The organism is Endozoicomonas sp. ALE010 (assembly GCF_049310165.1).
Lineage (GTDB): Bacteria > Pseudomonadota > Gammaproteobacteria > Pseudomonadales > Endozoicomonadaceae > Endozoicomonas.
Window position 1 is genome coordinate 40734 of record NZ_JBLYNV010000017.1, and the last position, 14676, is coordinate 55409.

The following is a 14676-nucleotide window of genomic DNA, read 5'->3' on the forward strand; positions in this document are numbered from 1 at the left end:
CCATGGGTAAGACTGTTGTCGTACTTGGCACCCAGTGGGGTGATGAAGGTAAAGGCAAGATTGTCGACCTGCTGACCGAGCAGGCGGAAGCTGTTGTTCGCTTCCAGGGCGGCCATAATGCCGGACACACCCTTGTTATTAATGGTGAGAAAACCGTTCTGCACCTGATTCCTTCCGGAATCCTGCGGGAAGATGTGGTTTGTTACATCGGTAACGGTGTTGTGCTGTCTCCTGAAGCGTTGCTGAAAGAGATGAAGCAGTTGGAAGAAACCGGTATTCCTGTGCGCGAGCGCCTGAAACTCAGCCCTGCCTGTCCTCTGATTCTGCCTTACCATGTGGCGCTGGATCAGGCCCGTGAGCTGGCCCGTGGCGAAGCCAAAATCGGTACGACGGGGCGTGGTATCGGTCCTGCCTATGAAGACAAGGTAGCTCGCCGAGGTTTACGTGTTGCTGATCTGCTGCACCCTGAACGTTTTGCCAGAAAGCTGAAAGAAGTGATGGATTATCACAACTTTGCCCTGCAGCACTACTACAAGACAGAAGCCGTAGATTACCAGACCGTTCTGGATGACACGCTGGCCATGGCCAGGGAACTGATTCCGATGATTGATCGTGTTTCAGACCGTCTGCATGAGCATCATGGGCGTGGTGACCACATTCTGTTTGAAGGTGCCCAGGGTTCTCTGCTGGATATCGACCACGGCACTTACCCGTTTGTCACGTCATCCAACACCACCGCAGGTGGTACCTCTACGGGGACTGGTTTTGGTCCGCTGTACCTGGATTATGTCCTGGGTATTACCAAGGCTTACACCACCCGTGTAGGTTCAGGCCCCTTCCCGACAGAGTTGGATGACGAAAATGGCCGCCATCTGGCCAAAGTCGGTAATGAGTTTGGTGCTACGACCGGTCGTCCACGCCGTTGTGGCTGGTTTGATGCCGTAGCCCTGAGACAGGCTATTCAGATCAACTCGGTCAGTGGCCTCTGCCTGACCAAACTGGATGTACTTGACGGTCTGGAAACAATCCGCATTTGCGTGGATTACAAGAATGCTGATGGTGAGTCCATTACCACGCCTGTTGATGTTGAAGAGTACGAGTCGGTTCAGCCTGTCTATGAAGAGATGCCGGGCTGGAGTGAGTCGACATTTGGTGCGAAGAGCCTTGATGAGCTGCCTGCCAATGCGCTGGCTTATATCAAGCGTCTTGAAGAAGTCACCGGTGCACCGATTGATATTATTTCCACCGGACCGGACCGTGTAGAAACTATCGTTCTGTGTCCGCCGTTTGCCTGATCATCAGGATTGGCCTCTGTGACAAAATCGCCGGTTTATCATTGGACAAACCGGCTTTATACCTAGTACATGGTTTCAATGAGTTTGACGGGTTGTCGTGCCTCCGCACTCCGTTCGTTCTGAGCTTGTCGAAGGACCCATAGGGCCTAAAGGCGGAAACTCCGGACTCTGATAGATCGTGCCAAGCACCCTTCGACTCCGCTCAGGGTGAACGGAGATCGTACACGCCAAACTCATTGAAACCATGTACTAGGGTGATATTGTCAGTAGTTATGGTTTTGACATCAATTTTTTAAGCGCTTTCAAAGTCACCTGCAATAACTGAGTCATAACTCGGTGGTGGACTTGGGTAAAGACAATGATAATCGGGCGGGGCTTCATAAGATGTGGTCATAAATATGTCCATAATTTTATTGTTTAGTTGATCGCAGTTAAGATGTTGAAAATCAGCAGGGGATGGGTCATGCCTGTCCTGATGCCCGATAGCAAACAGTGTGAGAAATTGCTGTTTGAACAGCTCATTTTCGCTGGCCAAAAGTTGGTTGCGAAAGGTGCCAGAGTTGGCAATTTTGTCCCTTAGAGCGTTGAGTAAAATATCAAAACGCTGGTTTAATTTGCGAAAACATCCTTTGCAGTACTTGTCCATAAAAATAATCAGCAGGTTTTCAGCGGCTCCTGTGCCGATGGGTAAGCCGGGATCCAGATTCAGAGTCTGGTCTGTAAGCAGATGCTCAGTCAGGCCGAAGTTATCAAACATCAGGGTCTGGCCAATAAAATTTACGTGGATGTAAGGACTTTGTGGATGTGGATAAAAACTCTGATTATCTACTTTGCTGGATAGAGCGAACGCACCCGTTTGGTAAAAAGAGATCTCCGTGTTCACATCGACTCGATTGTGACTGGCAAGCATTTTACAGATTACTTCCCTGTTGATATTGCCAGGGTTGCTGTTGATTAATTCCTTTGGCGTAAAACGCAGATAATGGCCCCCGGTATCCCCAAGCCTGATGGTGACTTCAGGGCGAATATAAATATTATTAAGCAATATACTCACTATTTCTGGTGTCAGCTTTTCTGTAACATGATACTGGCGACGGCGTCCCCGCGCATCAAACATTCTTCTTGGGGGGATCAGAAAATTCTCACCCGCCAACGCATAATTCGGGTAGGCCCCAAACTCAAGCAATAACTCCAATGCTTCTGCCTTGCCGTTTGCCGCCGCTTTGGCCGCCGCGTCTTCCAGCCCTGTCCCAACAGAGTTACCGTTGGCTAAAGTGTGCTGGCGAACCAGGCGCCTGATCAGTGGCACATCACCGGTTGTTGCAGCCCGTAACAATGTCGCTTCACGACTCTTGAATTTCAGAGAAATCAAATTGATGGCTTGATGGCAACGGAGGGTGAGCTTCTGACGGGAAGTCCGCCGGGTTGCCCGATACGGTGGTGCATCAGTGGCATTCGGCGATTGATTGCCAATCTGGATGGGGGCAGGGCTGCTACTGTGTATCATGCTTCTGACTTCGTTGAATTTATGATGTTTCGGGATTGGCGCTTGCAAACCCCGGAGTTCCAGCAATCAATGAATCGGACTTACCTGCCAGTCAATAAGTTCCCGGTCTCAAGCAGTTTTTTCTGTTGATCTGTCCGGGGGAAGTATCATTTGCCTTCAGGGGTCCGGCTTGCTTTACACTGTCTCCACCGGTTGTTTTGGCATAACACTGAGATCAGCTATTCTTTTGTTATTCTCTCTTTTCACTTTCTCCCTTTGCATTAATAGTCTGATGCATGTACTAATACAGAATGGATTCAATGTTGACTTCTCCCCCCTCCATGGCCTTTGAAGAAAGATATCATGATTGTAGATTTTCATTTTCACCAGGCAGCCCCGGGCTGCCATACGCCCTAAAAGAGGTGCAATAAGCCCATGTCAAAAGGGTGGAAAAGCCAGGATAGTCAGGCATCTCTCGAAGCAGAGCGCTATGAAAACCCGATCCCCAGTCGTCTGTACATCATGGAATACCTTGAGCAACGCGGGGCTCCGGTCAGCCATCAGGCGTTATGTCGTGCACTGGGTATAAACGACGAAGAACAGCAGGAAGCACTGATGTTCCGCCTTAAGGCGATGATCCGCGATGGTCAGCTGCTGCAAAATCGCAAGAATGCCTTTGCCCTGATCAGTAAGCTGAATCTTATTAAAGGGGTAGTTCAGGGTAATAAAGAAGGATTTGGCTTTTTAATGCCGGATGGTGGTGGTGAAGATCTCTACCTTTCCCCCCGTGAGATGCGTCAGCTGTTTGATGGTGACCGTGCGGTTGTGCGTGAATCAGGTGTCGATCATCGTGGCCGCAGGGAAGGCCAGCTGGTTGAGGTGATTGAGAGAAATACGACACAGGTTGTCGGTCGTTACTATACCGAGTCTGGTGCGGCCTTTATGGTGCCTGAAAACCCCCGTATCAGCCGGGAGATTATTGTTCAGCCGGGCCCGCTGATGCCCACGGAGGGACAATATATTCTGCTGGAAATTACCCGGCAGCCCGGCCGTCGCAACATGCCTATGGGCATTGTTAAGGAAATTCTCGGTGGCAGAGCCGATGCCGGCATGGAGGTCGAGGTTGCTGTTCGCACCCATAATATTCCCCATGACTGGCCGGAAGCGGTGGAAAAACAGTGCAAGGGTTTTACCACTGAGGTCGCAGAGTCGGACAAAGATTGCCGGGTCGATTTACGGGCAACGCCGTTTGTCACAATTGATGGGGAAGATGCCCGTGATTTTGATGATGCGGTTTATTGTGAGTCAAAAAAAGGCGGCGGCTGGCGTCTGTTTGTTGCGATTGCCGATGTTTCCCACTATGTGAAACCGGGCTCAGCCCTGGACAAGGAAGCGTTTAACCGGGGGACTTCGGTTTACTTCCCGGGGCATGTGATTCCCATGTTGCCGGAGGTTCTGTCCAATGGTTTGTGCTCCCTGAACCCCGAAGTAGATCGACTGGCAATGGTCTGTGAAATGACCATCAGTGGCAAAGGCAAGATTTCCGGCTACAAATTCTATGAGAGTGTTATCCGCTCCCATGCCCGGCTGACGTATACCAAAGTCTGGGATATGTTGTCCCTCAGTGATGAGGGCCGGGCGCTACGGAAGCAGTACCAGCCATTAGTGCCACACCTTGAGCATCTGTACTCGCTCTACAAGACCTTGGTATCCGTACGGGCAGAGCGTGGCACGATTGATTTTGATACGGTGGAGACCCAGATTATTTTTGGTCGCCACCGCAAGATTGAGCAGATTGTGCCCAGGGAGCGTAATGACGCCCACAAGTTGATTGAAGAGTGTATGCTGTGCGCCAATGTGTGTGCGGCAAAGTTCCTGGAAAAGCACAAACTCCCGGGGCTTTATCGTGTGCACGAAGGGCCGACGCTGGAGAAGAAGCTTAACCTGAACAGCTTTATTGGCAGTTTGGGGCTGGCACTTCCCTCAGGCAAAATCACCCCCCGTGATATTCAGGCATTGTTGCTTAGGGTGAAAGATCGTCCTGATTACCATGTGATTCAGACCGTGGTTCTTCGCTCAATGAGTCAGGCAGTCTACAGTGGTGATAATCAGGGGCATTTTGGCCTGGCCTTCAAGGCTTATGCACACTTTACCTCGCCCATCCGCCGTTACCCTGACCTGCTGGTACACAGGGCGATTCGTCATATTATCCGCTCAGAGAGCCCCTCCCGGCATGTGGTTCGTGTGGGGGCCAGCCCCATACCTGAAAAGCGCATCTACCCCTATAACGCCGGCGATATTCAGGCACTGGGAGAGCACTGTTCCACCACAGAGCGACGGGCTGATCTGGCAACCCGCGATGCCATGGACTGGCTGAAGTGCGACTATATGCAGCAGCATATTGGTCAGACCTTCAGCGGTATTGTCTCTTCAGTGACCGGATTCGGGTTGTTTGTTGAGCTGAAAGATGTCTATGTCGAGGGATTGGTTCATGTGACCAGCCTGCCGGATGACTATTATATTTACGACAATGTTCATCATTGCATGCGCGGTGAGCGCACCGGTCGCCGGTTTGGTCTGGGCGATGAGTTGGAGGTGATGGTCAGTAAGGTGAATCTGGACGATAAGAAGATCGACTTTGAACTGCTGTCAGCACTTAGCAGGCCGGGAAGAAGAAAATCATCCGGTAAGTCTGGTTCGGCGAAAAAATCCCGTTCATCCGGAAGCGCGGCACTTGGCAGTCGATTCAAGTCGGCAGCGGCCAAGGAAAAACTGCTCAGAGAAGCCAGGGCTGCTGAAGAGGCGGCTAAAAAAGGGAAAGGCAGTTCATCCGCCAAGGGCTCTTCATCCGCTAAGGGCTCTGCCGAAGACGGTAAGCCATCCGGCCGTAGGACGAAAGGCAGGAAATCCGCCAAAACAACCGGTAAAAAGGGCAAGCCAACCGCTTCCGGCAAAAAGAAGACTGCCGGTAAGAAGAAAGCCAGCAGCGCCCGGAAGTCTGATTCAGCCAAAGCCTCAAAGCCGACGGGTAAACAGCCTCGTAAACGGAAGATCAGTCAATAAGCTTCGCACCACAGGTATTATCAATCATTGCTGCCTGGCTCCTTGGGTTACTCCGGGAGTCTGTCTGCTTTAACGATATGTCTTTTGAAATCAGGCCGCTTCACAGCGGCCTTTTTGTTTCCGGATTGAGAAGAGTTTTTATTTAACGATCACTTTCCGGGCAAGGAAAACACCTTAGCGGCAGAATTGGTTAAATATCTTAGTGTTCATAGGGAACTAAAACCAAATATAAATATCTATTAGCTGTAACAAACATTAATTAAAACGGAAGGTTTGATATGGACCAAATTATCGCTTCTAATCCAAAAATGGACTTTGGTTCAATAAATAAAATAAAAGATAGTACAAAATGCAAAGATTCTTCTGGCCGTTCAGGTACACGGGAATGCGTGGAAAGTTCTGACCAAAAAAATTATCTCTCCTGTGAAAAACAGTTTACTGATAATGAGATAGAAAGTATTCCATTGCAGGATCGTTTAGTAGCTGTTTCGAAAAAAACCATTAAATTTCTTTGTCAGGCTACTTTGACGCTCACTCTCCCGGTTGCTCCCTCGGCTTTAGTCGGGTTTGCTATCGGGGCTACCGGGTCTGCTGCTGTCGGGGTTGATAGTGCCGGGTTTGCTGCTTGTGCTGAGCTTGCTGCCGGGCCTGCCTTGATTGCCTTAGCTGGATTTGCTATCGGGGCCTTCTGGGGTTCTGTTCAGGGTGAAAGGGCTACCAGCGATGTTGGTACTGGTGTTGCCAAAGGTGTTGCGACAGGTGTTGCTACCAGTGTCTGTATGGGGACTGTCGGGGCTGCTAGTCTTGCTACCTCGTCTGCTATCGGGTCTACTGTCGAGGCTGTTGGTAATTATTTCTTTAAAAAAGACGATTAAAATGTTTGGCCGAGCTATTGTTACGCATACTCGGCCAGCCTCCTCGGTCGAGGTTGATGCAGAATTTAGCTAACTGGAAATGAGTCCGGTAGCGCATAGGTCATGCTTATTCTGGCCGTTTTCGTTAACATATCAGTGTTAAAACATCAGCAATAACTCCTGTCCTTCCAGTTTTGCTAAAATCCCCCTTTTTATGGCCTGTAAAGGCTTTCAAATGAGAAATCAATGAGCAATGACGTAGTATTTGGCCTGCATGCAGTGCAGAGCCTGTTTGAACGATCACCCGAAAGAATACTGGAGCTTCAGATCCAGAAAGGTCGTACGGATAAGCGAATCAATGCCCTGGTTGATCAGGCCAGAGATCAGGGCGTTTCCGTCCGATTTGTTGAACGCAGTCGTCTTGATGCCAAAGCGGAGGGTGTGCATCAGGGTATTATGGCCAGAGTCTCTGCCGCCCGGGTTTACCGGGAAGAAGACCTGGAGGATATTCTTGATGGGCTGAATGAACCACCCTTTCTCCTGATTCTGGATGGCGTTACGGACCCTCACAATCTTGGGGCCTGCCTGCGGACTGCCGATGCGGCAGGTGTACATGCGGTGATTGTGCCCAGGGATAAGTCTGCCAGTCTCAATGCTACAGCAACCAAAGTGGCCTGTGGTGCAGCAGACAATGTACCTCTGATTCAGGTGACCAACCTGGCACGGAGTATGGAATGGCTCAAGGAGCGAGGTATCTGGATGATTGGTACCGCAGGCGAGAGTTCCGGCAATATTTATCGGTCGGATTTAACCGGTCCTCTGGCTCTGGTCATGGGCGCAGAAGGTAAAGGAATGCGTCGCCTGACCAGAGACCTGTGTGATTCGCTGATTTTTATTCCAATGGCCGGTTCTGTCAGTAGCCTCAATGTGTCGGTTGCTACCGGGGTGTGTTTATTTGAGGCGGTTCGACAGCGACGATGATTGTCACCACTCTGATTTCACTGAATCTGCCCTTTGGATAAATCATCGATTCAACAAGCCAGTTCAAAAAGACTGGCTTTGGGGCATTGGCTTATTCAATGGTCGTTCTTCGGTTGTTCCATATTGACGATACGCATCTAATTGCCCAAAAAAAACGCAATAATAAAGGATTAGCCGGACTCATCTGAGGAAAAGCTATTCCCATTTGGCATTTTTGAGTAATGTTTTATCAAGATGATTTAACTTCCAGCTGTGATAACGTCCCCAAGCCATACGATCTTTATAACTGCAAAGGATCTCCGGAAGATCGTTGATTGTTGCTTCTGAGTTCAGGCTATTCTCATGAGGAGTAGAGACTTGTCTCTTCATCTCTTTGATAGAGGCATAGAAGCTTTTTTCCAAAATAAATCTTGCTTCCTCAGGGTTGATATCTTCCAGGAAATTATTATGAGTAACAATACGTGAAAGCGAGGTTTTTTTTAAATCATATTTTGGTTTTAATTTATTAAATATTGACCGTTCAATCGAATTCATTGTTTCATGATCCTTATCATTCTTTTTTTTAAGTTTTTTGCAGAAGTCATCAACAATCCAACAAGTTTGATTAAGGGAGATACCTAACAACTCAGAACTGTAAGGTGATTCTTTTAATGATGGTATAGATTGAAAAACGCAAGTATGGAATCTTCCCTTCAGGTCGTCTAATTGGAATTTTGGTTTCCCGATGGCCAAAATGTTGACAGCTCCAATATCATTACGATCATCCGTTACTACTGCATAGACATCCATGTGTTTAGATAGTATATCCCTGAAGTCTCCGTGTGTCATAAGGTGTTCTTCCGCAAAAATAAGAGGTTCTTTATCCTTGGGACGGTAAAATGTTTTAGTCAAGTGGACTGTAGGCGCACCGGATAAGGCGCTGGCAGCCTGTACAGAGCTCGATGCAGCTGCACCCTCTGTCGAAATACATGTTCTGTGAGCAATGGGATTAGTGGTTCCACTTTCCCCTTGCGACACTGTAGTATCCATTTTTTCATTCTTGTTTTCCTGTTGGGGATTATAAGTGTTTCTTGCAACATCACCGTTATTTACACCGTGCATGACTGGTAACCTCAATTTTGGAAAAACAAAGACTATCTTCATATAGTTCTTGATATTTGGCCCAATATCTGACCATTTTTCTAAAATTAAGTTTCCTTCCTCCAGGTAGCCAATGTATTTTTTTACCAATTAATAACGATGCAAAATTTTCGGAAGTCAGTACCTCTCATTGAATTCATTAAATCTTAATAGGTCTATTTTTTTTCTGTCGCAATTGTAAACTGGTAGAAAAGGTCGATAGCCTGGGCAATGCCGCTAACGGCCTGAAGGTAAAGTCGCGGCATTAGTTCGTAGCGCACCTTAACTTCAGCGATAGAGTCAAAAACACCTGCGCCATATTGCACCCGCAGGCCCGGCGCAATCGTCCCGCCAATGGTGACCCGGGTGTCATCACCGCTGCCCTGGGTGTCGAGCGTGACATCCGAGAGGCCGATTTTTTCACCAATGGAAGTCACTACGCCGCCAAACTGGCTGACACCGAAACCGATCAGCATGGATTGCACTGCCGAACTGTCACCATCTTCGAGTCCCCGCCCTCTGAGCAGATAAGACCACTGTTCCTGCTGTGGCATGGATGGGTCCGAATAGATAGAAAACTCCGGCCGGGAGGGGGCACCGCTCACCTGCATGCCTATTAATACATCGTCTTCTATGCTGTCAGGGTTGCGAATAGCGTTCACCGACAGGTACGGGCTGGATAGCGGGCCGGAGAAAATAATATGGCCCTCTTTAATCAGCAGATCCTGACCGAATTGATGATAGCGGCCGTTGGTCAGTTGAATAGAACCATTGGCAGTCATTGGTTTTTCGGGTTGCAGATCCAGCAGCAGTTGGCCGCCAAGGTCTGATTTCAGCCCATAGGCGTCGATCTTGATGTCTTTACCTAAAATCACATTCACATCCATGGAGAAGGGCGGACCGGCACGCAGCAGTGCTTTTCTGGTTCCCGGAGTGATAATCTCCACATCATCAGAGGGGTTGACGGCCTGTTTGGGCAGTTGTTTGATGTTCGCTCTTGCCCAGGGAATGGTGATGTTCCCGGTCAGGGTTTGCGCGGCTCCAATGGTCAGCCTTAAATCGGGGGAGGCTTTCAGCTGGAGGATGCCCGGCACTCTGGCTCCCAGGTTTTGCCCTGTTATATCGATGACACCGGAAGGGGGCATCTGTTGCCAGTCAAGATGACCTGACAGCTTCACTTCACCGTCGTCTATCTTCATGCTGCCACTGACTGCGCCTTTATTGCCATCCACATTCAGCTCAGTGATCAGATGGCTGACTTTGACCATTTCCTGTTTAGCGGCCAGCTGTCCTGCACGGAGTTTCAGGTTGCCAAACAGCAAGGGGTCTTTCAGGGTTCCACCCATGCGTGTGTCAGCGGATAAAATACCATCAATATGACTGATATCCGGAATCAGTGGTTGCAGAAAGTACAGGCGCATATCCTGCAGTCTGGCTTGTCCACTCAGGGTCTGGTCACTGTGCATGTTGTCGATGGCCAGATGGATGTGGGCGTCCCCCAGCTGTTTTGAGTCAAAGTCAAACTCTGCCTGCAGATCACCCTCATTCAGATTAATCACGGTGGAGAGCGTTTGATAGTTCACTGATAAAGGCTGATCTGAGTTGCTGGTGATTTCACCCGGCGTCGTCTGGATTTGGATATGAGCTATGGGCTGACCGTTATCCCATTGGATATCGCCACGGCCCGACAGTATGGCCTGCCAGTTAAGGTTGCCTGGCAGGAGTGGTTTCAGGGTTGACAGGTTAAAGTCTGATAGCCGGAAGCGTGTTGTTCCACGGTTGGCTGAAAATTGTGATGCATCAATACAGAGCCTTGCCGGTTTGGCAAGCCAGCATTGATCCGTCAGTTTCACTTCTTTGTTGGTGGCATTCAGCCCGATGGTAACAGGCTGCTCCAGAGACCAGGCATCCACCGGTGTGATTACCCTGGCACTGGCTAACTCCCCCTGCCATTTGCCATGGCTGTTACCGTGGGTACCCTGCCAGACTCCGTTAATCTGTAACTCGCCGGATACCGGCTCACCCTGAGTTTTCAGGGATATTTGATGATTCCGTTCACTGCCACTGGCATTTAGCAGCACGTTTTTCAGCTGAATATTGCCACTGTTGAGAGAGTCTGCCTTAACCGTGGTTTTACCTTCCAGTAAGGTGGCTCTGGTCAATTCGCCGTTCACTTGTAACCGGTTGATACTGGTCTGTTCAACCTCTAGGGATGGGCTATCAAAGCTGAATAAAAGCTTTGGATGTTTATCGCTCCCTGATAGCTGAACGCTGCCTTGTAACGAGCCTTTCAGCTCCGGGGTAATCCTATCCAGAGAGCTGGCATCCAGTTTGGCGCTCAGGGATAACTGTTCTGCGATTTGTCCACTGATGTTAAGGCGGTTCTCGCCAAACGCTGCATAAAAGCTGTGAATATTCACGTTGAAGGGTAAAGCGGCCATAGGCCCGACCTGGTTGTCGGATGCCAGTTTTCCGGTCAACTCAAGAGGGTTATTCAGTAATGAGCCATTGATCATCAGTTCCGGAATGCTGAGCTGCCATAAACCATCGGTCATCGTAAATTGAGTGGTTACTTTGCCGCTCAGCGTGCCGGGAAATTCCCTTAGCCATACTTCTGGCTGTAGTTTTGACAGCAGAATGTGACCTTGCCAATGAATGCCATCTTGCCAGTTAACTGTTCCGGTCAGTTCCAAGGGATTTTCGGAAAGATTGCTTTCATCATCAGGGCTAAGTGACAGTGTTTTAATATCCAGCTGCTGCAAACTGCCAGAGGCATCTAAACGCAGTTGAGTTGCTGGTTGCTCAGCCACTTTAATGGATGTGTTCAGTGAGAGCTGGTACTGATTCAGATTGCCAGTGATCCTGGCTAAGCCATTGTCGGATGAAACCCCGGAGGCACTTTCTTGCAGCGGCCATTGGAATTCATGCCATTTCAGGGCAACGCTCAGGGGGAAGTTGGGGGCAAGAGGGCCAATATTTCCTTCCAGCAATGCATTGATGGAGCCCTGTGTGGCAAGCCGCAGTTGCAGTTGGCTAAGATCGCCCGAGGCTGCCAGTGCTAGCTTATCCCCTTTCATGGCTGCCAGCTCAGGAATATTGAAGTTATCCAGAATAGTGGTATTCAGGGTCAGGCTTAATGGATAGTTTTCAGCTAGCTGTATTTCGCCGTTTAAATGAATATTGGCCTTGGTTTGTTCTGCCTTAAGTGTCAGGTTAGTGATATGAGTCGCTTGCCAGTTGAAACTCAGCGCCAGCGCTTTCAGGGTTTCATCAATATCACCCTGCTGGTAGCGGGCATTGGTTAGTGTGAAATTTTCCAGGCTGACAGGGATTGGGAGTTTTACTTCCGGCAGTGTGATGGTTGAGAGATCAATGCCTGCCGACGTTGGTTTGTTCGGCGTTAAAGCCTTTGGAGTGGACGTTGTGCTGTCTTGGTCTTTTAACACAATCTGAAGGTTATCTGCCCGAACCTCAGGGATAAACAGCTGGCTATTCTGTAGACGGGCGTCTGCGGTAAAGGTTTCCAGGGACACCGTGGTTCCTGAAAAGGTGACTTCAAAATCCTGGATATGGATCTGACTGATCAGAATATCCAGGGGAATATCGACGGTTGCATCGGTAGAGGGCGGTGCTGAAGGCACGATTTCTTCGGCTACGGGCTGAATCTCAAGGTTGCCGCCTTTAACTTCCACCAGTTGTACCGGCAGCTGCCTGGTTAACACTTTTCCAAGCTGCCACTTCAGCGTTATATCATCAGCCTGAAACTTGATCCGGCTATCTTGCCAGCGGAGATTCTGAATATGCCAGCCTGTCATCAGCTGGCCTTCCGTCAGCTCCCCATCAAGCGCCGGAAGCACATTGTTCAGTTGGTGCCAGAGCAGGGTGTTGCCAGTGTGAGTAAACAGCAGCAGTGAGATCAGGGTAAGCAGGAAGACGGCTGTGACTGATAGACACCGCTTGATCAGAGATACTTTTTTCACTGGGCGTTGGTCTGGCGCTGCCGGGGCAGACCCGGCCTGTTCAGAGTTATGGTTTGGGGCGCTGTTCATAAATCCGGCCCCATGGAAAAGTGGATTCGCCAGGGAGAGCCGGGCTCACTGATCGCAAAGGCAAAGTCCAGTTTTAACGGACCCAGGGGCGTCACCCAGCGGATGCCCGGCCCAGCCCCGGTTTGCCATTCAACCTGACCTTTTTTGTAGGAGTTGGTTGCAGTTCCGCTGTCAACAAACAAGGCGACCCGCCAGTTTTCAGCAATTTCATAGTCATATTCAATACTGGCTACCGAAAGGTACTGGCCGCCAACCAGCTGGCCGTTGCTGTCCCTTGGGGACAGGCTTTCATAGCTGTAGCCACGGACCGTCTGGTCACCACCGGTAAAGAAACGAATGGACGGCGGGATATTCTGAATGTCGTCCACCCAGATGGCACCCTGCTCAATTCGGCTGATCAATCGGTGATGCTTGAAGAACGTGGTCAGCCATTTGGCCCGGCCCCACACTTTGATAAAGTCCGCATCAGATTGCCAGGCTTGGGCAGAGGTTTCGATTTTCAGGTTGTAGAGGTGTCCGGAGCGGGGATCCGTTGGGTTACCAACCACTTTCCGGCGATCAAATGACATGCCGGGTATTAGCAACAGGTTACTGCTGTTCTGCTGCCCCTGGGTGTAGTTCTCGTAATCTACCCGGATAAAAAAGTCCTGGTCCCAGTTACCCGGCCGCTTTTTCCACTTATTAATAGAAGCGGAAACAAGCTGGCTGTCGGTATCCTGAACCGACGTTCTCTGGTAACCGCTGTCCAGGCTGTAGTATTCCAGCAGAGGGTTGCCATAGGGGATTTTATAGCGCCCACTCAGCTCCTGCCCTGTTTTGGACACTTTGATATCGCTGGTGAAACTGTGCCCTTTTTCATCCAGCCATGGGTTATCGACACTCAGGGATACCCTCGGACCTTCGTCTGTAGAGAAACCGATACCGGTCTCCAGCTCCCAGGCACTTTTGGGTATCACACTTACGAAAATCGGAACCTCACCATCAACCGCTTTGTCCTTGAGAGGGCGGACTTCAATGGATTTAAAGTAACCGGTGGCAGAAAAGTCCATGTTCAACTGGCTGAGCTGTTCGGAGCGATAGGGTTGCCCCGGCTCAAAATTGATCATGGTGTTCAGCAACTCACGGGTAGCTTCGCTCACCGGGGCGTCATAAATAACCGGTCCGAACCGGTATCGTTGGCCGGATTCCATGGTCAGGGTAATGTCAGCCCGATGTTTGGCCGGGTAGACTTTGATCTGGTGTTCACTCAGGTCTGCATCAAAATAACCACGGGTCAGGGCCAGTTTATTGAGCCCTGTTTTCAGCGACTCATATTCACCATCATTCAGGACATCGCCTGTTTTTAACCGGCTCTGCCTGATTAACCGGGTAAATGCCCGGTCTTGCCGGGCATCACCTTCCAGATTGATTTGCAGGGACTGGACAATCACTGGCTGACCCGGATTGATAGTAATGATGAGCTGACTGGCAGCTTTTTTGCTGTGAAAGTCAATGGTGGGCTGGTAATAGCCCAGGGCCATCAGGGATTTTTGCAGGGCCTCCCGGATTTCTTGCCGGTATTCATCCAGTTGTTCGGGTTTGATGGCAGGCAGGTTATTAAGGTAGAGCGTCGCATTTTGCAGTAAGGCTTTGTCGAGCCCATTGATTTTATAGGTCAGAGGTTTTGTTGCCCAGGCCGATGCAGAAAAAAACAGGATGATCAGCAGCCACAGGCCGATTCGCCGTTTCGGTGTATGGATAAGTGCTGTGCTTTCGTGATCGGCCATAATTCAATGATAGTGGGTACGCGTTCCCGGCAATAAAAACGGTAAATTGGAGCGGTCTCTGGC

General features: G+C 49.7%; 8 protein-coding genes. 4 read left to right on the forward strand and 4 right to left on the reverse strand.

Annotated features, from left to right (window positions below; all coding sequences use genetic code 11):
* Nucleotides 1-2: 2 nt before the first annotated feature.
* Entirely contained in the window at nucleotides 3-1295 is a 1293-nt protein-coding gene (locus ACO6UY_RS09600; RefSeq protein ID WP_422449885.1) for an adenylosuccinate synthase, read from the forward strand.
* A gap of 292 nt (nucleotides 1296-1587) precedes the next feature.
* On the opposite strand, the gene ACO6UY_RS09605 is transcribed toward ACO6UY_RS09600, so the two are convergent.
* On the reverse strand, nucleotides 1588-2802 hold the full coding sequence (locus tag ACO6UY_RS09605) for a hypothetical protein (RefSeq protein ID WP_422489732.1): 1215 nt from the start codon (nucleotides 2800-2802) through the stop codon (nucleotides 1588-1590).
* Nucleotides 2803-3216: 414 nt separating this feature from the next.
* Here ACO6UY_RS09605 and rnr point away from each other — a divergent pair, with 414 nt between their 5' ends.
* The 3 genes from rnr to rlmB all read left to right on the forward strand — a co-directional run bounded on the left by rnr (nucleotide 3217) and on the right by rlmB (nucleotide 7679).
* Complete coding sequence (gene rnr / locus ACO6UY_RS09610; RefSeq protein ID WP_422489733.1) at nucleotides 3217-5844, forward strand: ribonuclease R; 2628 nt, start codon at nucleotides 3217-3219, stop codon at nucleotides 5842-5844.
* 278 nt (nucleotides 5845-6122) lie between these two features.
* Nucleotides 6123-6719: a hypothetical protein gene (locus ACO6UY_RS09615; protein ID WP_422489735.1), complete on the forward strand. Its 597-nt coding sequence runs from the start codon at nucleotides 6123-6125 to the stop codon at nucleotides 6717-6719.
* 225 nt (nucleotides 6720-6944) lie between these two features.
* Nucleotides 6945-7679, forward strand: coding sequence for a 23S rRNA (guanosine(2251)-2'-O)-methyltransferase RlmB (gene rlmB, locus ACO6UY_RS09620; RefSeq protein WP_422466603.1), 735 nt, complete (start codon nucleotides 6945-6947; stop codon nucleotides 7677-7679).
* A 195-nt stretch (nucleotides 7680-7874) separates the two neighbouring features.
* Here rlmB and ACO6UY_RS09625 read toward each other — a convergent pair whose 3' ends face one another.
* The 3 genes from ACO6UY_RS09625 to ACO6UY_RS09635 all read right to left on the reverse strand — a co-directional run bounded on the left by ACO6UY_RS09625 (nucleotide 7875) and on the right by ACO6UY_RS09635 (nucleotide 14613).
* Complete coding sequence (locus ACO6UY_RS09625) at nucleotides 7875-8909, reverse strand: hypothetical protein (protein WP_422489737.1); 1035 nt, start codon at nucleotides 8907-8909, stop codon at nucleotides 7875-7877.
* Between the two features lie 65 nt (nucleotides 8910-8974).
* A complete protein-coding gene (locus ACO6UY_RS09630; RefSeq protein WP_422489739.1) occupies nucleotides 8975-12847 on the reverse strand; it encodes a translocation/assembly module TamB domain-containing protein in 3873 nt (1290 codons plus the stop codon).
* The gene (locus ACO6UY_RS09635) at nucleotides 12844-14613 is read right to left on the reverse strand and encodes an autotransporter assembly complex protein TamA (RefSeq protein WP_422489741.1); all 1770 of its coding nucleotides are present in this window, start codon (nucleotides 14611-14613) and stop codon (nucleotides 12844-12846) included. Before ACO6UY_RS09635 ends, ACO6UY_RS09630 begins: the two co-directional genes overlap by 4 nt.
* Between the last annotated feature and the right edge of the window lie 63 nt (nucleotides 14614-14676).